The sequence below is a fragment of the Marinomonas sp. UCMA 3892 genome (genome assembly GCF_012726345.1).
GTDB lineage: Bacteria > Pseudomonadota > Gammaproteobacteria > Pseudomonadales > Marinomonadaceae > Marinomonas.
The window spans coordinates 544145-569513 of record NZ_PTXN01000001.1 but is presented as its reverse complement, the minus strand read 5'-3'; the positions used below and the strand labels follow the sequence as shown (position 1 = coordinate 569513).

The 25369-nt window shown below is 42.6% G+C and carries 23 protein-coding genes; 10 read left to right on the top strand and 13 right to left on the bottom strand.

The features are described from left to right. Nucleotides 1-20 precede the first annotated feature (20 nt). The 6 genes from B6N13_RS02710 to B6N13_RS02685 all read right to left on the bottom strand — a co-directional run bounded on the left by B6N13_RS02710 (nucleotide 21) and on the right by B6N13_RS02685 (nucleotide 7192). The gene (locus B6N13_RS02710; RefSeq protein ID WP_100187921.1) at nucleotides 21-779 is read right to left on the bottom strand and encodes a sulfite exporter TauE/SafE family protein; all 759 of its coding nucleotides are present in this window, start codon (nucleotides 777-779) and stop codon (nucleotides 21-23) included. Nucleotides 780-889: 110 nt separating this feature from the next. Continuing rightward, on the bottom strand, nucleotides 890-2248 hold the full coding sequence (locus B6N13_RS02705) for a sigma-54 dependent transcriptional regulator (protein ID WP_169458393.1): 1359 nt from the start codon (nucleotides 2246-2248) through the stop codon (nucleotides 890-892). After that, the gene (locus B6N13_RS02700) at nucleotides 2248-4572 is read right to left on the bottom strand and encodes an ATP-binding protein (protein ID WP_100187923.1); all 2325 of its coding nucleotides are present in this window, start codon (nucleotides 4570-4572) and stop codon (nucleotides 2248-2250) included. Before B6N13_RS02700 ends, B6N13_RS02705 begins: the two co-directional genes overlap by 1 nt. A 69-nt stretch (nucleotides 4573-4641) precedes the next feature. Continuing rightward, nucleotides 4642-5619 (bottom strand): EF-P lysine aminoacylase EpmA, encoded by a 978-nt coding sequence (gene epmA / locus B6N13_RS02695; RefSeq protein WP_169458392.1) that lies wholly within the window; start codon nucleotides 5617-5619, stop codon nucleotides 4642-4644. 44 nt (nucleotides 5620-5663) lie between these two features. Next, entirely contained in the window at nucleotides 5664-6305 is a 642-nt protein-coding gene (locus B6N13_RS02690; RefSeq protein ID WP_169458391.1) for a LysE family translocator, read from the bottom strand. Beyond that, the gene (locus tag B6N13_RS02685; protein ID WP_169458390.1) at nucleotides 6281-7192 is read right to left on the bottom strand and encodes an EamA family transporter; all 912 of its coding nucleotides are present in this window, start codon (nucleotides 7190-7192) and stop codon (nucleotides 6281-6283) included. Before B6N13_RS02685 ends, B6N13_RS02690 begins: the two co-directional genes overlap by 25 nt. Before the next feature lie 234 nt (nucleotides 7193-7426). Here B6N13_RS02685 and B6N13_RS02680 point away from each other — a divergent pair, with 234 nt between their 5' ends. Continuing rightward, on the top strand, nucleotides 7427-8851 hold the full coding sequence (locus B6N13_RS02680; protein ID WP_169458389.1) for a PLP-dependent aminotransferase family protein: 1425 nt from the start codon (nucleotides 7427-7429) through the stop codon (nucleotides 8849-8851). A gap of 115 nt (nucleotides 8852-8966) precedes the next feature. Continuing rightward, the gene (locus tag B6N13_RS02675) at nucleotides 8967-9959 is read left to right on the top strand and encodes an NADP-dependent oxidoreductase (protein ID WP_169458388.1); all 993 of its coding nucleotides are present in this window, start codon (nucleotides 8967-8969) and stop codon (nucleotides 9957-9959) included. Between the two features lie 96 nt (nucleotides 9960-10055). Here the strand turns inward: B6N13_RS02675 and B6N13_RS02670 are convergent, their stop codons facing one another. Then, a complete protein-coding gene (locus tag B6N13_RS02670; RefSeq protein ID WP_100187927.1) occupies nucleotides 10056-10784 on the bottom strand; it encodes an SDR family oxidoreductase in 729 nt (242 codons plus the stop codon). A 327-nt stretch (nucleotides 10785-11111) separates the two neighbouring features. Between B6N13_RS02670 and B6N13_RS02665 the strand changes: the two genes are divergently transcribed. From B6N13_RS02665 to B6N13_RS02655, 3 genes are all read left to right on the top strand, one after another. Further along, entirely contained in the window at nucleotides 11112-11555 is a 444-nt protein-coding gene (locus tag B6N13_RS02665; protein ID WP_169458387.1) for a DoxX family protein, read from the top strand. Nucleotides 11556-11910: 355 nt separating this feature from the next. After that, nucleotides 11911-13083, top strand: coding sequence for a hypothetical protein (locus tag B6N13_RS02660; RefSeq protein ID WP_169458386.1), 1173 nt, complete (start codon nucleotides 11911-11913; stop codon nucleotides 13081-13083). A 117-nt stretch (nucleotides 13084-13200) separates the two neighbouring features. After that, on the top strand, nucleotides 13201-14460 hold the full coding sequence (locus B6N13_RS02655) for a serine hydrolase (protein WP_169458385.1): 1260 nt from the start codon (nucleotides 13201-13203) through the stop codon (nucleotides 14458-14460). A gap of 248 nt (nucleotides 14461-14708) precedes the next feature. Here the strand turns inward: B6N13_RS02655 and efp are convergent, their stop codons facing one another. Further along, entirely contained in the window at nucleotides 14709-15284 is a 576-nt protein-coding gene (gene efp / locus B6N13_RS02650) for an elongation factor P (protein ID WP_072840388.1), read from the bottom strand. Nucleotides 15285-15471: 187 nt separating this feature from the next. Between efp and epmB the strand changes: the two genes are divergently transcribed. Next, nucleotides 15472-16524: an EF-P beta-lysylation protein EpmB gene (gene epmB / locus B6N13_RS02645; RefSeq protein WP_211172738.1), complete on the top strand. Its 1053-nt coding sequence runs from the start codon at nucleotides 15472-15474 to the stop codon at nucleotides 16522-16524. A 31-nt stretch (nucleotides 16525-16555) separates the two neighbouring features. Here the strand turns inward: epmB and B6N13_RS02640 are convergent, their stop codons facing one another. Beyond that, on the bottom strand, nucleotides 16556-17839 hold the full coding sequence (locus B6N13_RS02640; protein ID WP_248280199.1) for a ribonuclease J: 1284 nt from the start codon (nucleotides 17837-17839) through the stop codon (nucleotides 16556-16558). Between the two features lie 307 nt (nucleotides 17840-18146). Beyond that, nucleotides 18147-19553 carry an amidohydrolase gene (locus B6N13_RS02635; RefSeq protein ID WP_169458384.1) on the bottom strand — a complete coding sequence of 469 codons (1407 nt, stop codon included), beginning with the start codon at nucleotides 19551-19553 and terminating at the stop codon, nucleotides 18147-18149. A 119-nt stretch (nucleotides 19554-19672) separates the two neighbouring features. Between B6N13_RS02635 and B6N13_RS02630 the strand changes: the two genes are divergently transcribed. Next, on the top strand, nucleotides 19673-20602 hold the full coding sequence (locus B6N13_RS02630; protein ID WP_169458383.1) for a hypothetical protein: 930 nt from the start codon (nucleotides 19673-19675) through the stop codon (nucleotides 20600-20602). A 79-nt stretch (nucleotides 20603-20681) separates the two neighbouring features. Here the strand turns inward: B6N13_RS02630 and B6N13_RS02625 are convergent, their stop codons facing one another. Then, nucleotides 20682-21059, bottom strand: a complete 378-nt coding sequence (locus tag B6N13_RS02625) for a YIP1 family protein (RefSeq protein WP_169458382.1) — start codon at nucleotides 21057-21059, stop codon at nucleotides 20682-20684. Between the two features lie 167 nt (nucleotides 21060-21226). Between B6N13_RS02625 and B6N13_RS02620 the strand changes: the two genes are divergently transcribed. The 3 genes from B6N13_RS02620 (at nucleotide 21227) to B6N13_RS02610 (ending at nucleotide 23894) form a co-directional block, all read left to right on the top strand. Then, nucleotides 21227-21703, top strand: a complete 477-nt coding sequence (locus B6N13_RS02620) for an NYN domain-containing protein (RefSeq protein ID WP_072840393.1) — start codon at nucleotides 21227-21229, stop codon at nucleotides 21701-21703. Nucleotides 21704-21785: 82 nt separating this feature from the next. Beyond that, nucleotides 21786-22838 carry a GGDEF domain-containing protein gene (locus tag B6N13_RS02615; protein WP_248280198.1) on the top strand — a complete coding sequence of 351 codons (1053 nt, stop codon included), beginning with the start codon at nucleotides 21786-21788 and terminating at the stop codon, nucleotides 22836-22838. Between the two features lie 57 nt (nucleotides 22839-22895). Next, nucleotides 22896-23894, top strand: coding sequence for a GGDEF domain-containing protein (locus B6N13_RS02610; protein ID WP_169458381.1), 999 nt, complete (start codon nucleotides 22896-22898; stop codon nucleotides 23892-23894). Here B6N13_RS02610 and B6N13_RS02605 read toward each other — a convergent pair. Both B6N13_RS02605 and B6N13_RS02600 read right to left on the bottom strand, forming a co-directional pair. Further along, nucleotides 23891-24112 carry a VF530 family protein gene (locus B6N13_RS02605; protein ID WP_169458380.1) on the bottom strand — a complete coding sequence of 74 codons (222 nt, stop codon included), beginning with the start codon at nucleotides 24110-24112 and terminating at the stop codon, nucleotides 23891-23893. The genes B6N13_RS02610 and B6N13_RS02605 overlap by 4 nt on opposite strands. 118 nt (nucleotides 24113-24230) lie before the next feature. Then, nucleotides 24231-25367: a Gfo/Idh/MocA family oxidoreductase gene (locus tag B6N13_RS02600; RefSeq protein ID WP_169458379.1), complete on the bottom strand. Its 1137-nt coding sequence runs from the start codon at nucleotides 25365-25367 to the stop codon at nucleotides 24231-24233. Nucleotides 25368-25369 lie beyond the last annotated feature (2 nt).

Genomic DNA, 25369 nt, shown 5'->3' with positions numbered 1-25369 from the left:
TATCAAGCTATCTACAAACGTCATAGTAAGGCAAAGGACTGCCATACTAAACGTAACGCCATTAAAGTAAGAACAATATTAAAAATTCGATGAAAGTAACGATCTGGCATACGTTTTAATACTCGAAGACCAACCCAAGTACCAATCGCACCGCTGATAATCATACATACCAATAAAGGCAACCAAGCTGTTAACGGAAAACCTGCAACCTTAAATACCCCAACCTTCAAAATATGCTGTAACGACATCGCCATAGCAAAGGTTGCAACTGTGCGAAACCGATCCGCATGAATTTGCTTTACAAAGGCTGCTACTAATGGACCAGTTGCGCCAGCAAAAAGCGTAATGAACGTAGTGATAGCACCAGCAAATGCTGTTCCCCAATTACCCAATACCATCTTAGGAAGCTTCGGCCCCCAACATAAATATAAGATAAATAAAGCAATCGTTAGATACATAATAGCTGGCGGCAGAGAAACTAAGACAAAACTACCAATGAAAGCACCCAGCATCGCTCCGGGTAAAAACGTACTAATAAGTTTCCAATCAATATGTCGCCAACTCATCGCTGCGCGTCCAGCATTTGAACCAAGCTGCGCCACACCATGCAGCGGAATTATTAGTTGTGGTGGTAATACTTGTGCCATGACACCAAGCAACATAACACCACCTCCTGCGCCAAAGCTGGCGGTAAAAAAAGACGTTAGTCCAGACACAATAACAAGAAGTGTAAATACATGCGGAGAAACTTGGTCAAAAAGCAGTGCAGATAAGGCCATATAATCGACAGGGGATCAAAAGGAATGAAGTCGAAAGAATAGCAAAATGGGCTGCAGAAATCTCTGCTCGCCCATTCTTGTAAGTTATATAGAAGATAGAAGAGTACTAATTACTGTTTGTAGATATCTTTATCTAAATCATATTTACGCATCTTGTCGTAAAGCGTTTTACGCGGCAAACCAAGCGCATCCATGGTGTCTTTAATAGAGCCTTTCTGACGCAGCAGCTCTTGTTCTAATAAAGTTTTTTCAAAGCGCTCTAACTGCTCAGGGAGCGTCATCACCCCGGGATTATTTTCATTGATAATGATCTGATCAAACTCAAACGAACCTGCTTCCCCCATCAGCACATAACGCTCGGCAAGGTTACGTAACTCACGCACGTTCCCCGGCCAATCGTAACTCAACAAGCTGTGCATTCGCGCCGCCGACAGTGGCTCAGACTCTCGCTTATATTGTGCAATCGCCACTAAACAAAAATGCTGCCACAGTAGAGAGATATCATCTTTTCGCTCTCGTAATGGTGGAATATCTACTCGCACCACGTTGAGTCGATAATACAAGTCTTCACGGAATGTGCCGCCTTCACTCAGTTGCTTCAGGTCAACCTTGGTCGCGGCCAGAATACGCAAATCCAGATCAATCGCTGTATTGGAACCCAAACGCTCTAAGCGACGCTCTTCCAACACCCGCAACAAGCGAATTTGCATCGACATCGGCATACTTTCAATTTCATCAAGGAAGAGCGTTCCACCGTTGGCATGCTCAAGCTTACCGATACGTTGTGTTTTGGCATCGGTAAAAGCGCCTTTTTCATGACCAAATAATTCAGACTCCATAATAGAATCAGGCACTGCGCCGCAGTTAATCGCCACAAAAGTGTGACCTCGACGAGAGCTATGCTCGTGAATGTAACGCGCCACTAACTCTTTGCCTGTGCCTGTTTCCCCTTGAATAAGAATATCCGCGCCGGTATCTGCTACATGCAACAACGCCTGACGCAAACGATGAATACCCGGCGTATTGCCGATAATCCGCGGACCTGGCGCATTTTGCGCAACCAATTCCAGACGTAAATTGCGGTTCTCTAAGGTTAAATGACGTTTTTCCGAGGCACGACGCACCACTTCAAGAAAGTCTTCATTGGAAAACGGCTTTTCAATAAAATCGTAAGCACCGTCGCGAATAGCGCTCACCGCCATGCTAATATCGCCGTGGCCAGTAATTAGAATAAAAGGGATTTCCGCATCAATTTTTTTAACTTCTTCAAACAGCTCTAAACCACTTTTGCCAGGCAAATTGATATCGCTTACAATCACGCCAGACCAATCCAGAGACAACTTTTCAATCACGCCTTGAGCCGATGCGAACTCTATAACATCAAAATCTTCAAGCTGTAATGTCTGAGAAATTGCCATACGAACCGCTTGCTCGTCGTCAATTAATATTACTTGCTTGCTGTCCGGCATTAGATTTCCTCTTTAGGATCTATAGATTCTTTAGACTCTCTAGAAAGAGACTGGAATTCAGATAAGTGGTGGTTAAAGCAAGGTAGCCTAACACAAAATTCGGCACCGCCAGAATCTCGATTTTGCGCGCTAATTTGCCCACCCATCGCCTCGACGATACGCTGGCTAATCGACAAGCCTAGTCCTAATCCCAATCCTGAAGATTTAGAAGTAAAAAAAGGTTCAAAAAGGTGCCGAATAGCGTCATCACTTAAGCCATTCCCCGAGTCTTTAACACAGATAATCACTTGATTAACAGTGGAAATTTGCTCAATGTGGACTCGTCGTGGGTTATTCGGTGTTTCTAAAATTGCATCAGCAGCATTGGCCAATAAATTCACCAACACTTGCTCCAAAAAGACCATGTCACCATTCACAATAAAGCCTTGATCTTCCGTGACTACCAGCTCAATACCTACTTCTTTATAGCGTGGACTCATAATTTTCATAGCCCCCATAATGGCAGTCTGTACGGCAATAGGGCCTTGATGAACGTCACCTTTACGAGCAAATACTTTAAAGCGAGCGATAATATCGCCCATGTGATGACCCAATTGACTAATATGCTGCAAGTTAGCATGGGCTTGTTCGTACTGGCCGCGATCCAGAAACTTCAATCCATTCCCTGCGAAAGCTCGAATCGCAGTCAAAGGCTGGTTCAACTCATGATTCAAACCCGCACTTAATTGCCCTAATACCGCAAGCTTGGCTGTTTGGATCAGCTCTCGTTGCGTACCTTTATGCTCTTCAATTTCATGGCGAAGACGAGTATTGGCACCTTGTAGTTCAAACGTTCGTTCTTTCACTCGTTCTTCAAGCTCAATACGCGCTTGAGTGATATCTTGCTCGTAACGTTTACGCTCGGTCATGTCATGAAAAGTCACCAAATAACTTAGGCGATTAGGCAATTGCATCTTACATAAGGTCATTTCCACCGGAACTGTTTGATCGGAATAACATAAGCGCCCTTCTCGCGTCAGCACTTTAATACCTAAATCATTAGCAGCTTCCAGAAAATCATTATGAGAAGATAAAACTAACGCATCTTGCTCGTCGGGTTGAAATAAAACGCCAAGTGGCTGCCCAACTAGAGGAGATAACGGCTGACCAAGCAACTTTTCAACCGCCGGATTAAAAGATTCTATTTTGTGGTGCTCATCCAAGGTTACCAAACCCGCTTGTGTATTTTGAATCACTTCACGAATGTACGCTTGGTTGTGGCGCGTCATTTCATTAGCATCAGAACGCTCTCGTAACATGCGCCGACGCAACATAGCCAAACCCAATAACAAGGCTGTAATAGTCACGCCACCCGCAAAAATGGTACGCCATAAAGAGATTTCTTCATTGATGATTTTTAAAGGCGCAAGGATAGAAATTTGAAAGCCTAATAAGCGAATCGGGCGACTCATCCTTAAAAACGACAGCCGCTCTAATTCTTCGGTGCCATCTATAACAGTATTTTCTAACACATCAACAATTTGCGATTTTTCATCAAAAGGCTTTTGATAAACAATTGCCAGCTTTTCAATGGATTTACCATAATAACGCTGTGAATCAGCAATACGCTGCAACTCAGTATGAGACAACTCGCCCAATACCCGATACAACCAGTTAGCACGCGAGCTGCTAAACACAATGCCATCCGGATCGAGTAACAAAAATTCATAATGCTGATTGGCAAAACGTTTTTCGAATTGGGTCAAATCCACTTTTACAACGGCAATACCAATAATCGAATCGCCTTCATAGACAGGATAAGAGAAGTAATAACCGCGGCGATTCGATGTCGTACCAAGCGCATAATAGCGACCCGGTTTTCCTTGAATCGCGTCTTTAAAATAAGGTCGAAATGCGAAGTTACGACCGACAAAACTAGTAACTTCTCGATAGTTAGACGAGGCTATCGTTAGTCCATCTGTGTTTAAAATATAACTGTCTGAGGCTTCGGTGATGCGGTTAATTTGCTCAAGTTCACGATTAAGCTGATTAATGTCCGAGTCGAAACCGTCTCGCAGGGCTTTTCTTACTCGGTCATTAGACGCCAATAACGTCGGCATATGTTGGTACTTGGCAATCGCGCTTTCCAACACACTGGCAAGTTGGTTTAACTGCTCAAAAGAATCAATACGCAACGCTTTGATCTGTTGATTACGCAGGGCTTCACCGCCTTTCCAAATCAACAAAACCACCACAAAAAAGGCACCAAGATACAGCCAAATTAACTGTTTAGATGAAAAAAGCCATCTTATGCTAAAGCCGTATTTTTCTTTCAATGCACTCACCTAAAATACCTTGTTATTATTATCTAGACATTTATTTCAACTCAAAAAGCGCTACCTTGAGTAAAATTATTAAGCCCTAGCATGAGCAAAGGGCAACACCTCAGCAATATGCGATTTATGACACATTAACATCAACAAGCGATCCACTCCTAACGCAACGCCAGCACAATCTGGCAAGCCGTTTTCTAATGCGATAATTAATCGCTCATCAAACTGACGGTTCGCCAATCGCATTTCCTTGCGTGTTTCTTTATCTTCAGCAAATCGTCTTGCTTGTTCCTTAGCATCAGTGAGTTCATGGTAGCCATTCGCTAGCTCCATGCCTTGCCAGTAAAGCTCAAATCGTGCGGCTACTAACAGCCCTTTTTCATCAAGATGAGTCTTGGCAAGTGCGGCCTGAGAAGCAGGATAACTATGAATAAAACAAGGGACGTATTTACCAATAGCTGGTTCTACCACGCTCGAGAAAAGTAACTCAAGCAAGGTATCGCGATCATCTTCCTGCAAACCGTATTCTGTGTGTTCGTGAGCACACTCTTGTAACTGAAACAATGTCGCGGTGAAAGGATCAAGTCCGGTATGACGTAAAAACGCCATTTGATAACTGAGTCGTTCACAAGTCAGCGCCTCTTCATTCAATAGTGCCGACAGCAACTGTTGGATCTCATCCATTAATTGCCAATGATCAAAACCGACTCGATACCATTCCAACATAGTAAATTCGATACTATGTCGGCGGCCAATCTCCTCAGCTCGGAACACTTTTCCCAACTGATAGATAGACCCAGAGCCTGCGCATAATAAACGCTTCATGGCGAACTCTGGGGAAGTTTGAAGATAGTAAGTAAGGTCTTCACCTTGGGAACGCGTCTGGCTTGTTAATACTTCAATATGTGGATCTGTAATACTACCCAGAGACAGACATTGAGTATCCACCTCCATCACCTCACGAACATCGAAAAAAGCGCGAATAGCTTTTAGTAACTGCGCACGCTTTTGCAAAATCGAAATATCCGCACTGGGTTGCCATAAAGAAGCGTCGTACATAGAAAAGCACTCTAAAAATAAAGTGCATCATAACAAATACAGACTTATATATTCACTTTACTCAGCAATATTTTAATGCCCGCAACGCCAAACATCAGCGCGAAGGCAGCATCAAAGCCGCGTTTCATTTTAAAATAGCTTTGGCGAATTCTTGGGTTCGAAAACAGCACTGCGTAGCCCAAATTTATGCAGCCACTTTGAATCGTTAATAAGACAATCACAGACAACAAACCTTGTGTGGAAACCGAACTCGGCATCCCCATGGCGAATAACGATCCTAGAAACAAAATCGCTTTAGGATTGGTTAAGTGGATGGCTAAACCACGAAAATAAGCAGTGCGCAAAGACGTTTGTTTAGTCTCTAACGTGGCCAACATTTTGCTCGCATCCAATTTATTAGTCATCGCTGAACGGCAAGATTTATAAGCTAAGAATAATAAATAGACCGCACCAACATAACGTAAGCTTTCGAATAGCCAGACATTCGCATACAGCACAGCACCTAAACCAAAGGCAGCCGAACAAGACCAAAATAACGAGCCTGTGAGTATGCCTGATGCTAACGCCAAACCTTGCACTCGCCCCTGATTCATTGACGTAGATGCAATCGCCAATGTCGCAGGCCCAGGACTCGCCATAGCAACAAAAGCACCAATTAATATCAGGACATACTGGATTTCTTGCATGAATCACCTCTCAGTCTTTTAAAGAAACTCAATTTCGGCAATGCCATTTGCCCGACAAACAGACCTAATAAAATCAGCACAGCAGCGATTATCTGATTCGTTTCTATTGGCTCATTGTAAAACCAATAACCACCAAAAATACCAAACACAGGTACCAGTAACGTCATTGGCGCGACACTGGATACTGAGTATTTCATTATCATCTTATTCCAAAACCAGTACCCTAATAGTGTCGTCGGGTAAGCTTGGAACAAAGCGGAAAACAGCGTCCATTGGGTAAATTGATTCGGCAACTCAGTGACGACTTGCGCTCCTTCAAAAATAACCGCTAGTAACAACAAAGGCAAAGGTGCAAACAACATTCCCCAGATATTAAAAGCAAAAATAGCTTTGGTATTCGCGCGTTTTACAATCAAGCCATTAACGCTCCAAAACACCGACGCCATTAATACCAGCACTAAACCTTTTCCAGTCACCGAACCACCTTCGGAGTAGATGATCAAAGCAAGTCCAAGTAAAGCCAATCCAGCGCCAAGCAACTTATTGCGAGTAATGGTTTCGTTTAAACATAACCAACCCACCAGCAAACTACTAACAATACTCATATCCAATAACAAAGAGGCCATTCCTGCCGAAACACCAGCGCCAATCGATAAGGTCGTTAATCCCCAAACGCCGACACCAAAAGACAAGCCATAAGCAATCAAATAGCGCCACGGCACATCTGGCTTCTTAATAAAAAAGATCAAAGGAAACACCGCAAAACTAAATCGCAACGCGGTGAGTACTAAAGGATGAACACTATTCACGCCAAGCTTGATCACACTGAAATTCAATCCCCATAACGCCATCAAGGCAAACAGCAACCCAAAGTCTCGTAGTTTCATTATTCGTTCCTAGTAAATAAAATCTGTTGTAAACAATAACGAAGGCGCTCAATTACACGCGGTGTTTCTATTCGAAACTACCGCCTACCTCACAGAAACACCGCGTGTAACTGAACATAGCTAAGCATTTCCTTCAGAAAGAAGTATCACTAGAAAACCAAAAAGAACACAGATTCAATTTTTGATAAAAATAAGAGTACAATTCAAAGAAAGGAAATACTTTGGGGGAATGTTATGGCGCTTTACGAAACACTTGCTCAGCATTATATCGACGACATACAAGCACAACGACTGCCTGCGGGAAGCCGTTTGCCAGCGCTACGAACCATGGCGAAGCAGCATCAAGTCAGCATGACTACTGCGACTAAAGCCTACGATTACCTTCAACAAACGGGTTGGATTTATGCACAGCCTCAGTCTGGGTACTTCGTTGCCAACCAATTAGAAAGCACCACCTTTCCAAGTCTAAACATCAAAAGTATTGAACAACGGGACCCGAAACGCTTTGCGCCATTAAATGGTTACAATCCTGCCTCGGCGCTTTTTAGCCCGCTTGGCACCTCGATGATTTCGCCAGAATTACAACCTAGCGTCGCACTGCAACGCAGCATTAAACGTGTCACTCAAAGAGCAGGAAAGCATCTCTTTCAATACCCAGAAACACAAGGCGACAAAGGCCTGAGAAGCGCCCTTGCGGAACATTTCCGCCATGACAATCTAGCCTTTTCAGCAGCCGACTTTGTGATCACCAATGGCTGTATTGATGCAGTAAGACTGGCGATAGAAAGCGTTAGCAAAGCGGGCGACACCATTGCCATTAGTTCCCCTTGTTTTAGTGGCTTGCTCGATTTACTAAGTGCCTTATCTCGCAAAGTGATTGAAATCCCTATTAATGAGAAAGGCTTAGATTTAGATCATCTAGAAACCTTGATGCAACAAGGTTTGATAAAAGCCTCTCTGTTTAGCACATCGAACATGAATCCAACTGGAATGACGCTGCCCGTTGAACAAAAACAAGCTCTAGCAACACTTGCCGCGCAATACAAAACACCGATGATAGAAGACGACGTCTATTTCGAATTAAGCCACCAGAAACAACAAACGCTGCCAGCAAAATATTGGGATAAAGAGGGATATGTGATTTGGTGCGGATCTTTTTCAAAAACCTTAGCCGCTGGACTGCGACTTGGTTGGTGTGTTCCGGGTCGATATTTAACGTCTTATATCAATCAACATTCCTTAACCAGCTTTGGTGTGAATGGACTTATACAGTCTTGTATGGCGGAGTTTATCAACACCGGTGAATATCGCTCTCATGTGAATAAAATACGTACGGTTTTGAATCAACACATACATAGTTATCAACAATTTTTAATCAAATACTTGCCCACCAATGCAAAAATCAGTGCCCCACAAGGCGGAATCGTACTTTGGGTACAGATCCCCAGTTTAAATGCTGTACAGCTTGAAAAAGAAGCTAATAAACAGGGCATCGACATACGCAGCGGTGCTTGTTTCAGTACCCACGACTTTTATCACGATTGCTTCCGTATAAACTGCGGTTGGCCGCTCGAAAATACTGGGGATAAACACAGTACTTATCAACAATTGATCAGCTTATGCGACATAATCAACAGTCTGATGAGAGCAGAGACTTAACAAAATTGGAGCGATTGCACATTTACTTCTTTAATCTTAACCTTTAGATCAACAAAAATGCTCTAGACTCTATTTCAGGATAAATAGAAATTCATGCACAAAAGGATTCATCTCTATGTCTTACCATTCCGTAAAACTGATAAAACGTCCTGAATTAGAAATCACCGAAGATATTTTCAATATTGTTACTCAAGACATTCCAACGCCAGCAGAAGGCGAAGTATTGGTAAAACTCTCTCATCTTTCTTTAGATCCAGCCATGCGCGGTTGGATGAGCGCGGATGAAAACAGCTACATTCCGCCGGTAAAATTAGGCGATACCATGCGCGCCAGTGGCATAGGTGAAGTCGTTAAATCCAACAATGAAAGATTCCCAGTTGGCGCTCGTGTTATGGGGCTTATGGGTCTAACTGAATATGCGATCAGTGATGGTAATGGCTTAAACGTCATTCCAAAAGAGCTGCCTGCTGAAGCAATTTTATCCGTCATTGCCCTACCCGGTATTACTGCTTATCACGGTGTGTTTGAAGTGCTTAAACCAGAAGCAGGTCAGACGCTTATCGTCACAGCGGCAGCAGGTTCAGTTGGATCTCTTGTCGGTCAGATGGCTAAAAACCTTGGTTTAACGGTTGTTGGCGTGGCGGGCTCTGATGAGAAATGCCAATGGTTAACAAAAGAACTTGGTTTTGATCATGCGATTAATTACAAAGATACAGACTTTGTCGAACAATTGACGCAAGCGACGCCAAACGGCATCGATCTTTTCTTTGAAAATACGGGTGGTTTGGCACAAGGTCCTATCTTTGAACGCATGAATCCTCATGGTCGCATTGCTGTGTGTGGCCTAATCGCTGACTATCAAAAAGCCGAACCAGCACCAGGGCCAAGTTGGGTTGGCATCATCAAACGCCGCCTATCGATCCAAGGCTTCACCATGCCAGATCATTTCCATCGTATCCCTGAATACGGCCAAGCGCTGGGATCTATGTTATGCAAAGGAGAATTGAAATATCGTACCCACGTTATTGAAGGAATCGAAAACGCAACTAGTGGCATTAACCTGTTATTTGACGGTAAAAATACCGGCAAGCTGATTGTTAAGCTATAAGCTCTCCAGAATAAGATACAGTAGAAAAGTAAAAGGGAATGGTCGAATGACCATTCCCTTTTTAATTTAAATAGATTTAATAAGCTTAATGGCGAGTTATAAATCAAATTGTGACGGAAGCATCACAACATCCCGAATCGTCACATGACGAGGACGCGTAAGCATAAAGATGAGCGCTTCAGCCACATCGCTGGCTTCCATTAAACTACCTTTTGACTTGGCTTCTGCGAGTTTTTCCGCAGGCCAATCAGATAATAAAGAAGTAATAACTGGGCCGGGAGATACCGAGCCAACGCGAATCCCATGCTTGCTGACTTGTCTACGCACCGTTTGCACAAAACAATTCATCGCCCATTTTGATGAGGCATAAACCGGTTCCCAAGGTGTCGGAAAATGACCCGCTAAGGAACTGGTTATTAAAATATCGCCCACACCTCGTTCAATCATATGCGGCAAAACATCACGCACGTTCTTGATGACAACGTTAATATTCAGATTTAGCATTCGGTCTATGGCGTCGTTATCGGCATCAACTAAATCACCACCAACATACAAGCCGGCATTGGCGTGAAAAATATCGATCACTTTGGCTTTTTCTAAAATCCGCGGAACCATCGCCGAGCAAGCGGCAGGATCCAACAAATCTACTGCAAGGGTGATGACTGCATCGCCATGTTTGTCTTGCAAAGCTTGTAATGCTGTCTCATCACGATCCACGATCACGACCCGAGCACCTTCAGCTATCATGCCTTCGACACTAGCAAGACCTATTCCTGATGCGCCACCAGTCACAACGGCGACTTTTCCCATTAATGCTTTAGACATGTTTTATCCTGTATATTGTTATTTATAGAGATAACAACACGCTACCATTCTATAGACTGCAAACTCTGCTACTTTTTTGCCTATAACTGATCTAAATTAGCCTTTAAGCCGTCGTAATACATAGTGACAGAGAATCCAATAAAATTAGTAGAGATTCTCAATAACAAGAGGTTTTCAGTCAAATATTGGCATCAAAATCGTAGATCATTTCGATAGTTCAATTTTTTTGATCATTAACCTCAAAATACTCCGTTACACTATTCTGTTTTTTTTATATATAGTGCCTACATATTAAGTAACACCAACCCAACACTAAGGTAAATCAAAATGACAACATCGTTAATCCAAAAAATCACTAACACAACTTCTGGTATCGCTAGCACAATTTTGCGTATTCCAGTGGGTCTAATCCTAATGGCACATGGCGCGCAAAAATTGTTTGGTGCGTTTGGCGGTTACGGTCTTGAAGGCACTGGTCAGTGGATGGCATCTATTGGTCTAGAACCTGGTTATCTGATGGCTCTTTTAGCAGGTAGTGCAGAATTCTTTGGTGGCTTGGCACTTGTTATCGGTTTGCTTGTTCGTCCAGCTTCTGCAGTCATTGCTTTCACTATGCTAATGGCAATCTTCTCTGTGCATATTTCAAACGGTTTGTTCATGGCAAACAACGGCTATGAATACGCACTAACACTTTTGATTGTTGCCGCTTCTTTAGTATTCAGCGGCGCCGGCTCTTTCTCTGTAGATAAAGCGATTTCTGCTAAAAACTAGCCTAATAATACATTACTTTAAAAGCTTCGATGGTCCGCTATCGAAGCTTTTTCATATACACGCTATCTAAAAACAGCAAAATCGATTCAGGAACAATGTCTTACCTTTATGGTAAAAAAACATCGATGTAATAAAAAATAATAATCAAAAATATAAATAGTTTATTTTATAAACAATACTTCTCTTTAATAGTTTCATGAGGTATGTTTTAGAAAGGTCGAACTAAAAATAATAAACAAAGTGCCTAAAATCGATCTACACTTACGGAAATACAGTCGCCATCTTGTTGATAGAGAACTGATTCATCTTTAAGGAAAATACTGGCACCTAGTTGTTTGACAACGCGGAGGCCATCATGATTGAAAGCTTTTTGAATCAACTTTTACCGAAGATTTATAGTTGCGTACAGCACCCAAATCGATGGATAAGTATTCTTGATGAGCTACGTGAAAAGTTAGAAGTGGAAAGCATTGCTGCTCAAATACACGAACTATCGGACAACTCTAATCCATCTGAAATTTGGCTGATGCGCGACTCCCAGTCGACTATAAATGCAGACTTGCACGATAAATGGGTTAATAATTCTGATAATCCCCGTCTAGATTATGATTTTAGCGAATACCCAGCCATAATCCGCGATGAAGAGCTCTTCTCTGACTCCTGTCCACGATATATTGATTTCCAAGAGCGGCTCGCGAAGGCAGGATTAGGATTGGCGATTTCCCTAGAAATGAAAATTTCTCCTAATCGCTATCTCAACTTAATTGCTCACCGTAAACACGGTGATTTGCGCCTCTTTGACCACAACTGCGAATCATTACTTCAGCAACTTGCACCTCATATACAACAAACCATTCTTTTGTATGATCAATTTCAGGCGCTATCGAGCAGCAATACTATTATTAAACAAATCACAGATAAATTAACCACAGGGATCATGCTAATAAATCAGTATGGCAAAGTTAGCTGGTTTAATAGCAGTGCAGCTTCCATAATATCGGAATCAGATTACCTAGAATTGATAGATAACGAATTGCGCTTTGAACACAAGGCAGACAGAAACATTTTCATACAGCTATTGCGCCAAACACAATCGCCTACAGGAATAACATCTCACCCTCTTGCTAGAATTGGGGAGCATCAAACTAGTCCAATACAGTTGCTACTTACCCCTATTTTGTCTTCTATATCAGTCGGCCTGATACAATCCAAACAGCCTCTCACTTTTGCCCTATTTTTATCCAATAGCCATAATGAAGTGATACTTTCAGAGCAGAATATTGGTCGCTTATTCAGCCTTACACCTGCAGAAGTAAAACTAGCGAGCGCTTTAGCAAATGGTTTTTCGTTGACGGAATACGCTATAGAAAAAGGCATAACCGTTGGCACCGCACGAATCCAACTAAAAAGTATTTTTTCAAAAATGGGAGTCACCCGCCAACCAGAACTAGTAAAAATACTGTGGTCTTCAATACTTCCCCATGTAAGCCAACTAGAAAATACGCCTTTCTCACAAAAAATAAGCTAATGATAGTTTGGTCTATCCTATTTGGGATATGACAAGCTGAAGCGAACTGAGCATTATTTGTTTTATAGACAAACAATTGTCTAGTTAAACTTTAATCAAAATGAGAGAGAGACAGACATGCAAACAAAAATAAAAAACATGCAATGTTTTATGGGCGCAAGCTTACTATCTTCAATCGTTCTACTCCCAATAGCTGCACACGCAGCATCAGAAGTAGACCCAATAGTTGCGGGAATTGGTCCAGTATCTGAAGTTCCTATTGCCATCCAAAACTTACGCTGGGCAATGCTCGATGGCGATGTTAATACGCTAACATTTCGCTCAATGGATACGTTATTCACAACCCGCCAAGTTGGTCATTCAGGAAACGTCACCCCATTTGTTCACAATGATAAGCCACTAGATTTTACCTACGAGTATGAAGGTAACAACTATACACCAGAGCAATTCTTAGACAGAACCTATACCAATGCGATGATCATTATTAAAGACGACAAAGTCGTCTATGAAAACTATCGCAACAACAGCAACCAAGATACGCACTTCATGGCTTGGTCAATGACCAAATCTATGGTTTCTATCTTGGTTGGTGTTGCCCTTGAAGAAGGTCGTATTAAATCATTAGACGACGATATCACCACTTACCTACCTGAATTATCTGAAGGTGCCTATAAAGGCGTGACTATTCGTCAAATACTTGCCATGAAATCCGGTGTCGATTACGAAGAGCGTTATGACTTTGCCAATCCAGGCATAGCAGCTAAGAACCATATTTTGGCTTTAGTTAAAAACGTAGCGCGCTTTGTTGAGCCAGCAAAAACCATCAAGCGCCTTCATAAACCAGGTACTTTCTTAGCCTATAAAACCATCGATACGGCAGTGTTAGGCTTGTTGCTTGAACGTGTCAGCGATGGCAGTAATGTGGCCTCTTACATGCAGCAACATTTATGGGAGCCAATAGGTGCTGAATCAAATGGCTTCTTCATCATGGATGGACAGCCAGGTGTTGGACGAGAATTCACTGGCGCAGGCTTCAATGCAACCGTTCGTGATTTTGCTCGTGTGGGTCAAATGATGCTGCATAACGGCAAGATCAACGGCAAACAAATTGTTTCACCAGAATGGGTTAAATTATCAACAGCCCCGGTAGATAAAGAAGACCCTAAATTAGGTGGATACGGCTACCAATGGTGGACCATGCCAAATACAAATGCTTATTCAGCAATCGGCTTACAAGGTCAGTTCATTTACGTGAACCAAGATGAAAATACTGTCATTGTCAAAACGAGCTATTTCCCTCAAGACCAAATGGATGCAGCAGAAGTTGAAACACTAAACTTCTTTGATAAAGCAGCTAAATGGAAACCTGCTAATTAAACTGCATTTTTGATAGGCCTCCCTTTTATTAAGAAGTTATGATGAGAAACACTTCCTCATAGCTTCTTAATTTTTTAATTAGCTTTTCCTACCAAGCACCTTAAATTTTCATTTCATAACTACTCTTAAACCATTCAGACCAACCAAAAGCCTAAGCATAACCTATTTCAGGACGGGACAGCGAAGCAAAAAAAGCCCCCGATAGTTTCCTATCGGGGGCTTTCATATTAATTATGCAAATTCAGGAATTACTTTCCTGTTGCGCGAGAAACGTAGTCGCCAGTACGAGTATCAACACGAAGAACTTCACCGATGTTGATAAACAGTGGTACACGAACCATAGCGCCAGTTACCAAGAAAGCAGGCTTAGAACCGCCGTTAGCCGTATCGCCTTTTACACCTGGATCCGTTTCTTTTACTTCAAGTTCGATGAAGTTAGGCGCAGCAACCGCCAATGGCGCACCGTTGTATAGAGTTACAACGTATTTTTCTTGCTCTTTCAGCCACTTAATCGTGTCGCCTACTGCTGTTTCATCTGCTGCGTGTTGTTCAAAAGAACCATCTACAGCCATGAAGTGCCAGAACTCGCCATCGGTGTACAAGTACTCCATATCGGTGTCCATTACGTCAGCTGTTTCTAGCGTATCACCAGATTTAAAAGTACGCTCCCAAACACGACCAGTTTTTAGGTTACGCAGCTTGATGCGGTTAAAGGCTTGGCCTTTACCTGGTTTGACGTGTTCGTTATCGATAATCGCACATGGATCGCCGTCGACCATTACTTTAGAACCGCTGCGCATTTCGCTGGTAGAAATATTAGCCATACATCCTCACAGTATATTTTTAGAGAAAAGGCTCTGACTGGCGTATCATGTCAGTCCCAAGATCTCTGCAAACTTCTTTTTATGTCATTTAGAACCGTTAAATAGACAAGTAAAAAGAGCGTTTGCAAAGATCTCTGAGAGCCACTGGCCGAGTAGGCCAAAATAAGTTGGCGCAATCATAACCCAAATGAACACAATTTTGCAGATATTTGACGTGATCCCTATTCAAACAAAGAACAATTTAAGCTGGTCGCAGCACCTGTCGCAGGCCCTAACCTCCTTACCAGAACTGGTTGAGCACTTAGGTCTGCCAAAAAGTCTTGCTCAACAAGGCATAGAAGCACATCAGAGCTTCAAATTACTGGTGCCGCGACCTTATTTGTCGCGCATTGAATATGGCAACCCTAACGATCCTCTGCTGCTGCAAATTCTGCCTAGTACAGCTGAAATGCAAAAAGTCGTGGGTTACACAAAAGACCCATTAGAAGAAGCCGAACACAATCCACAAAAAGCCATAGTGCATAAATACAAACGTCGTTTGTTGGTTATTACCACTGGCACTTGCGCAGTAAACTGTCGTTACTGTTTCCGTCGTCATTTTCCTTACGGTGACAATCAACTAGCGCAAGCGGAGTGGGACTCGGTAATCGACTATTTAAAAGCCCATCCTCAAATCAACGAAGTGATCTTAAGTGGCGGTGATCCTTTGATGATGAAAGACGCTTTACTCGCCGATAAAGTCCGCAAGCTTGATGCGTTGCCACAAATAAAACGCCTACGCATTCACTCGCGTTTGCCCGTGGTGATTCCATCTCGCGTTTGCGATGACATGCTAGCGTGGATCAAAGCAAGTCGTCTCGACATCGTGATGGTGTGGCATATTAATCATGCCAATGAAATGGACGAAGAGCTCGCTCAGGCAGCCTATAAGCTGAAAAGAACGGGCGTTACCTTGCTCAATCAAGGTGTTCTATTAAAAGGCGTCAACGATTCGGTAGAAGCTCAAGTCAATTTGAGCGAAGCTGTATTCGATGCTGGGATTTTGCCTTACTACATGTTCACGTTAGATCCAGTCGAAGGCGCGGCGCACTTTGATATTTCAATCGAAGATGCTCAACGCTTGATGGGGAAAGTGGCTGCCGAGCTGCCAGGTTATTTAGTCCCAAGGCTAGCCAAGGAGATCCCTGGCAAACCAGCGAAAAGCGTGTTTGCACCGATTTTCAATGAACTCGATAAGTAGCTTCTCGCCTTGTCATTCGTTTTATTTAGCGTTACCTGAGCAACGCAATACGACCGACTTTTACTTGCTGACGTCGAATACTAACGTTCGGCGCTAGCTGGTATAAGTCGCCATTTCGACCGATTAACTGATCCGGCACATGGCTGAGTTTCGCCACGTCAGCGTTAGCATCCAAATGTTTCGGCTCGCCATGAACTGGAATCGCCAATTGCGGCTGCACCCAAGTATAAAGCTGTTTGAGTTCTTCGCGGCAAGGATGGCCACTCACATGAATGGTCAAGTCGGTTTCATGAGCTTGCAAGGTGCGGATTTTCCGACCTTTAAATTGCTCGGCTAATCTGTCTATGGCCTGCTCATTGCCGGGAATGCGCATGGAACTAAAAATTACCAAATCGTCGGCTTCTAGACTCAAATCAAAACAATTATTGGCGGCCAATCGGTTCAAGGTCGCCCTTGGTTCCCCTTGGCTTCCTGTGACCACAGCCAATACTTCTTCTCTTGGTAAATAGCCGAGATGCGTAGCGTCGATAATCGGTAAATCATCCGGCCAATGGCCTGTCACCCGTGCAGCACTAACCATATTTGTCAGCGACCTTCCAATCAAGGCAAGGTATCTACCTGTTGCTTTTGCGACTTGCCCCAATGCCACTAAACGCGCGACATTGCTGCTGAAACAACCCACCACAACACGATTCTTTTCTGCCTCAATGGTTTTTAATAATCCCAGATAACAATCGCTTTCAGACGGCGAAAAACCGTCTTTTAGCGCGTTGGTTGAATCACACACCATGGCGAGAATGTTTTCTTTGGCTAACGCCTTAAACGCTGATGAAGAAAACGCATCACCCAAAATTGGCTTTTTATCGATTTTCCAATCACCTGTATGAAAGACACGACCAGCAGGCGTGTCGATGGTCATCGCATAAGGTTCTGGAACCGAGTGAGTCAATCCCAACCATTTGACATTAAACACGCCAATCTTTTTGGTTTCGTTTTCTTTCACTTCGATAATCGGCACTTGATCGGTTAAGCCTACTTGAACCAACTTACGACGCAAAACTTCTGCAGTAAAAGCCGTGGTGTAAACCGGACATTTGAAACGTCGCCACAAAAAAGGCAAAGCCCCCACATGATCTTCATGGGCGTGAGTAATGACGATGCCGGCTAAACGTTCTTTTTGTTCGGCAATAAAACTAGGATCAGCGCAAACGATTTCGGAGGTACGCAGGTCATCAGGCGTCAATGGCTCGTTAAAGGAAACGCCGCAATCGACCATCAACCATTGCCCGTCATGGCCATAAAGGTTCATGTTCATACCGATCTCGCCGGTGCCGCCTAAAGGCAAAAACCATAAGTCGTCTTGCGAGGGAATCAAAGATGAAATAACGCGCTCCTTGTAAATACAGACTGGATATTAGTCAATTATCTCTATGGTACGCATTTTTCGTGAATATCCCAGCGTGCTCGTAACGATTGGATAAAAGAAGCCCAAAATAAAAAACCTCTTTCTATTTTTGAGGTAAAAAGAGGTTTTCTCGAGATAAAAAAATAAGAACTATGAAGTAGTAAAGAGCTGTGCACGGCCTCATGATCGAAGACTAGCAGCAGTCGTGCAAAGGTATCTATAGAACTTCGTCACCATTCGCTATCACAGTATCACGCACAATTTGAGTGTATTCCACGGCTTCTTTAATAATCGCAGCTTCATCTACGGTGAGTATTTTCTTGTCTTCCATAAGGATTTTGCCGTCAACTATACTGTGTCGAACATCGCTAGGATAAGCAGAATAAACCAAGGCAGAGTAAGGATTATACATAGGTACCATATGCGGAGCCTTGGTATCCACGACGATAATATCTGCTAATTTTCCAACTTCTAATGAACCAACACGATCTTCCATATGCAGCGCTTTTGCTGCACCCATGGTTGCCATATCAATGACTTTAATAGGTGGCATAGCCGCACGATCTTGGTTAACCAATTTATGGACTTTAGCTACCTGCCCAAACTCAGCAATAGTACTTAGATTATTGCCAGACATTGGGCCATCAGTCCCTAAGCCAATTCTCACGCCTTCGTCATACATTTTTAGAGCAGGCGAAACACCTTTCGCCGACTTGATATTTGCGCTCATGTTATGCGCCACGCCCATGCCACTTTCTTTAACAAGCTCAATATCATGATCGTCTACTAGAATCATATGAGCGCCAACTAAGTGATCATTCAAAGCACCAATATCATGCATATATTGAACAGGGCTTTTACCGTCAGCTCGCTCGGCAATTTTTTCTTGCTCGGTGTGAGATTCGGCTAAATGGATCAGCACCGGCACGTTTTTCTCTTTGGATAATTCAGCTACTCGCTGCAACACTTCAGTGGTGTTTGTATAAGGAGCATGAGGCGCAAACGCTGGTGTAATGCGCGGATGGTCTTTGTATTCTTCAATGAATCTTAACGCGTAGTTAATACCTTCTTCGGCGTTTTTAGCGTCTGCGACCGGAAATTTAATCACAGTCTCACCAAGCACAGCACGCATGCCGATTTGATCAACGGTTTTGGCGACTTCATCTTCAAAATAATACATATCGGCGTAGGTAGTAACACCGCCACGCAACATCTCGACATTGCCAAGATTAGCGCCAATACGCACCATATCACGGGTAATTAGCTTGTTTTCCAGAGGGAAAATATAACGATGCAAACGGTCTGGCACATCATCTGCTAAAGAACGTAAAACCGTCATAGATACGTGGGTATGAGTATTTATTAAGCCTGGCATTACGATATCGCCCTGCACATCCAACACTTTTTTCGCATCAAATTGAGCTGCTAATGACGCATCACCTACAGCGAAAATTTTATTTCCTTTAATCGCAACAACACCATGGTGATAGAGCGTTTTACTGTTATCCATAGTCAAAACGGTAGCGTCTTTGATCAACAAATCAACAGACTCGGCGCTCCATGATGGCGCTGAAAAAGTCGTCGTTGCTAATACTGCCAATAAGACACTTTTTTTAAACTGCATTCGATTGTCCTTTATTAGATAATGTTCCGAATAGGTCGCTTTTTGACAGCGACATTGCTTAATAATACCTGCATGTTTTATTCCAACACAGAAACATGTTTAAAATTTAGGATTTAAAATTGAACATCTCAACTAAGCTTCAAAACGGTCTTGGCAAAGCCATCACCTACTTTATTTTACTGTCTTGCATGGCAATTTTTATCATCTATCTTGTTCAGCGTTTTGGGACTCAATATGCCGAAGACAAAATTCAAGAACAGCTTAATCAATCTGGTTTAGCGCCTTTTGTCCATTATGAAAGCATTCACCTTGATCCATTCACTCTAACGCCCTCCCTGGAAAATGTCAGCTTTGGCAATGAGAATGCTCCATGGCTTCGCTTCGCTAGAATTTCTTTCAATAGTTACCCAATCAAATACCCTGATTTAGATGTGGATTTTTGGATTCAAGAAAGCCCAATCGACAGCTTATCTCGTGATACACGACACCTAATGCGTGCAGGTGGAATTGAAACCTTACTTGGTAAAGGCTCTTTTACTTCCAAGATTGAGGGTGAAAAAGTCTCGTCTCAATTCAAACTAGACATAAAGGGTATTGGCAAGCTAGATCTGTCTTCTAAAATCAACGTATTGGATCATGGCATCGTCATGTCTGATCTACGTTCTGACGTACTAGCATCGTTTGCATTAGGCCAGCCTGAAGCGCTACCCATCATCTATGGTGACGCCATTGAATTGCATTCTTTAGAGGTGAAATACGAAGAATCAGGATTAATCACTCATCTGTTTCCTCAATCGGCTGTTTTGCGAGATTCACCAGAAAATCAGTCGAACAGTCTGAGATACGCAAGCCAAGCATTGGGGCTTGCACCAGCAGATTCGGAAGAAGCGAAACACGTTGCCGAAACATTATTAACGTTTTTAATGCAGCCTGAAAAACTGAGCCTAACTATGCAACCTTCTTCGGCTCTCAGTCTAAAAGAGCTAGTGTTAATGGCAAACAAAGGTACGCTTTATAAAGACAGTAAAATGACGTTACTGAACAATTAGCAAGGCGCTACTATATTAACAAGACTCTATTTTACAGCCCAAGTGTCTCCACGCATGGGCTGTAAAAACCATCAAAAATCTAAAAAGGATTAAACATTTCCCGATAAGACTGATTAGAAGTTGCTCTGGCAATACCTTTCACCATCCTAAAAATCGACCAAATCCAAACACAAAACAACAAAATATAGCCGATAAAAAATAACGTCAGTATCACGCCAATAACGCTCCAAAAGATCCCCCACCAAAAAGTACCAATAATATTAGCGTAGTGATCTTCAAAAAAAGTGCCACGGGCCTCATCTGCTTTTACCATGGCCCAAATGGCACCGATAAACCAAAAGACACCCGTGAATATGCCTAACAACATAAAAACATAGGCAATCACCATATTACTTTTTGCGTTTTCCTCTCGTGGCGTTAACGGTCTAAGACGGTTATCTGGTTCAAATCCGGACATATATAAACACTCCGTTATCCAATAAAAATTTGTCTAATAAGCATAATGGGGATGCTTTTAAAATTATCGCCCTCTTCTTATCCAGTTTTATGATTTCTTTTCAATACGAATACTTGTAACGTGTTCTTTCCCCACTCTGTTTTTCACTCATACTGCCTAGGAATACCATGACAAATGTGACGATTTTAGTCGATGTTCAAAATGTCTATTACACCACGAGACAAGCGTTTGGACGCTCTTTCGACTACAACACTTTTTGGCAACAAGCGACTGAAGGTCGAAATGTCGTAAAGGCCATCGCTTACGCCATAGACAGAGGCGATGAGAAACAACGACAGTTTCAAAATATCCTACGAGCGATTGGCTTTGAAGTGAAATTGAAACCCTTCATTCAACGCTCGGATGGCTCAGCAAAAGGCGACTGGGATGTGGGTATTGCTATCGATGGCATAGAGCATGGTAAAGATAGCGATGTCCTTGTTTTGCTTTCTGGCGATGGCGACTTCGATATTCTCGCTAAAACACTCAGGGAAAAATACCAAACTAAAGTAGAAGTCTATGGCGTTGAATCCTTAACTGCACAGTCATTAATCAATGCTGCCGATTCTTTTACCGCCATCGGTAACAAATTGTTACTTAAATAGATCAAACTAGTCTATATTTTTAAGAGAGAATATGTCCCCTTAAGAATCCTTACTGATTATTTTATATACAGAAAGTGACGAAATGACGACTCAAACAAACTTCTTATTATTGGAAACAAGAGACACCCTGCATAAGTGGCTGAGCCTAGTCACGGGTGTCATCATGATCTTTTACTGCTTTCTTAATGTCGTCATCTTAAACCAAATTACCATTGGCATTATTGATGCTGTTTTTGGCCTAATGAATTTGTATTTTTTTAGAGCGGCTCAGCTAGAAAAAGCAAAAAAATGGCATACCTACATGCTAACTTTCTCAATCACAGCTGCTGTCATTTATGCTTTTTATTTTGCAGATCTAAGAGCTGGCTCTATTTACTGGTTTCTTGTCTTACCACCGCTATATTGCCTACTTGCAGGTCCAAAACTTGGACTTTTCTATACTATTCTCTTGTCCATACCAGCTCTTGCTATTTTATTCATTAAATCCGATACAGAGAGTTTCATCCCCTATCGATCTGTTCTTAACTTCGTATTAGCCTACTTTTTGTCCTACGCCATTTGCTATTTATATGAAACTCAATATGCAAAAAGCAGCCTACTCCTAGAAAAAATGGCCTTCCAAGACCCACTAACGGGTGCGCAAAATCGTCACGCGTTAAGACTTTTTTTTGATCACTTCAATAAAGCAGCGGTAGACCCTTTTCAGGAAAAAGAGCAAGAAGAAACCCGCCTGCTGATTATAGATATCGATCATTTTAAAAGCGTCAATGATGAGTTTGGGCATGATGTTGGCGATTCAGTACTAATTGAAATGACTGAACTACTACACTATTGTATAAACAATGATCATGTATATCGTATTGGCGGAGAAGAGTTTCTTATTGTCTTAAATGATTACACCCAAACTCAAGCATTTGATTTTGCGGAAACTATTCGCAAAACGGTAGAAAACTCTATTTTTAGAACTCATCAACAAAACATCAAAATCACCGTGAGCATTGGCATAGCACAACTCAACAAAGGGCAATCTTTTAGAGAGTTTTTACGCGTCGCTGATAAAAACCTATACACAGCTAAAAACGAAGGACGCAACTTAGTACATTATGGATCGATAAATGTTACCGAGGCGGTTTAAGAACACACCTTATAACTGACCATTATTTACTTCCATTGCTCTTAAGTTGAATCATCAATGAGTACACGTCGTTACCCACATTCCTCTGTGTCACCAGAAGAATTCCACAAATGGCTCAGCACGTTAATTTGTGTTTTGAATAGCGTCTACTTTGTGCTCAATATGATCACATTGCAGAAACTTGGGCTTGGCACGATGCAGCTCGCTGTCGCTACCTTTGCTGGCTTTTGTCTTTATAAGTCATCCAATGGTCTTTATCGACCTTGGCACAGCTACACTCTTCTCATCTCCTTAACCATAAATATTCTTCTGTCGATTGCGGTCATGGACCTTGTAGCCGGAGCAACCTATTGGGGATTAGCTTTACCTTTTTGGTACTACAGTTTATTTGGCTTGAGAAAAGGTTTCATTTTTAGCGCCATTATTGTGCTATCAGCTGCGATGGTTATATTCTTTCGTACTGACACTCAAGTCTTCATGCCTTATAGAACGATATTCAACTTTACTCTAGTGTATTGCTCTATTTGGCTCGTTTGTCATATTTACGAAGTGCAACGCCAAAAAACCAGTGAGTTCCTCCACTCACTTGCCTTACAAGACGATTTAACCAACCTTAAAAATCGTCATGCTTTAAAAGCTGATTTCCAAGCTTTCCAACATAGTTTTGAAAGTATGCACATGCTTATCATTGATATTGATCACTTCAAAAATATCAATGATAAATACGGTCATGATATTGGTGACTCTGTACTTATAAAGGTTGCCGATGCCTTGATGCAATCTATTCACGCCAAAGAAATATACCGTTTAGGCGGAGAAGAGTTCGTCATTCTATTCAAGAATATCAGTGATAAGGAAGCGTTTAGACAAGCGGAAAAAGTCAGAAAGGCGGTAGAACTAGGGATATTCTTCAGTCATAACGAACCAATCAAATTAACTGTGAGTATTGGGATTAGCTCATTACGGCCGGAGCATGAATTTACCGATTTCCTTCGCGCTGCCGATCAAAAACTCTACCAAGCAAAACGTGAGGGCAGAAATAGAGTCTGCGCTTAGCTGCTAAAAGTTTCCAAAAACAACGCTTCAACCTTTTCTCTGGCCCAAGGGGTTTTACGCAGAAATTTCAAGCTAGACTTCACTGAAGGATCACTTTTAAAACAATTAATATTGATACGAATCGACAACTCCTCCCAACCGTAATGCTCCATCAGATCCGTGACAACCTTCTCTAGTTTCACACCATGCAAGGGGTTATTAACTTGTGTTCCGACCATGTTTGTTTATTCCTATGACTCAATTAGCTATTTAGCCGAAAGTATACAGCAAGCCGAAAAAAGCCGCTTAAAGATATTGCGGCTAATTCCAGCTTCGTGCTGGTCTCGCTTCTAATAACTAATCAGTTAATGGAACCCAAAGGCCATTATTTTGGCTCGAATAAACGGTAGCTGTGATAAATCGCATTCCATGTAACCCCGTTGCCAGTGTTGGTAAATTAGGATTCGTGGTTGATGTGAGAAGTTGCTCGGCAAACTCGCGATATAAATTCGCAAACGCCTCTAAATAACCTTCAGGATGACCAGACGGAATACGAGAAACCAATGTGGCCGCCTCGCTCAAATAGCTATTGCCTCGACGAAGGCGTTGGCTTGGTTCACCTAACACAGAATAAATCAGCTCATTAGGTGATTCCTGATGCCACTCGATGCCGGCTTTATCGCCATAAATCCGCAACGACAAGGCATTCTCATTGCCAGGAGCCACTTGGCTCGCCCACAAATGACCTTTAGCTCCGTTTTCATAGCGCAACAGAATATTCGCGTCATCGTCCAAAGCTCGCCCTTCAACCCAGCTGGATAAATCCGCCAAAACTTCTTTACCCTGGGTGTTACCTACAAAACACGCCAATTGATAAGCATGACTGCCGATGTCACCAACACAGCCTGCCAAACCAGCTTGAGCAGGGTCCGAACGCCAAACCGCTTGTTTGTTGCCGGTTTGCTCTAACGACTGTGTTAACCAATCCTGCACGTATTCCACTTGTATAGAACGAATTTCACCCAACTTACCCTCTTTCACCATGGCACGCGCTTCGCGTACCATAGGATAAGCAGAATAGTTATGGGTTAATAAAAACTGCGCTTGGCTATCTTCAGCAGCCTGATAAAGTGCTTTTGCTTGCTCCAGAGTTGCTGTCAGTGGCTTATCACAAATCACATGAATACCGCGTTTCAAAAACGCCATCGCCACTGGTGCATGCAAATGGTTGGGGGTCACTATGGACACCACTTCGATGCCATCTTCTCGCTCACTTTCCTGACGCGCCATTTCTTCAAAGTCCACATAAGATCGAGCCAATCCTAACACCTTAGCGGATCGTTCGACTTTCTCCTGTTGACTTGATAAGGCTCCTGACACCAGCTCATAATGGTCATCAAGACGCGCTGCAAAACGATGAACCTCACCTATAAAAGCACCTTCGCCACCACCTACCATACCAAGACGCAAACGGCGTTTGCTTGCTTCAGCCATAA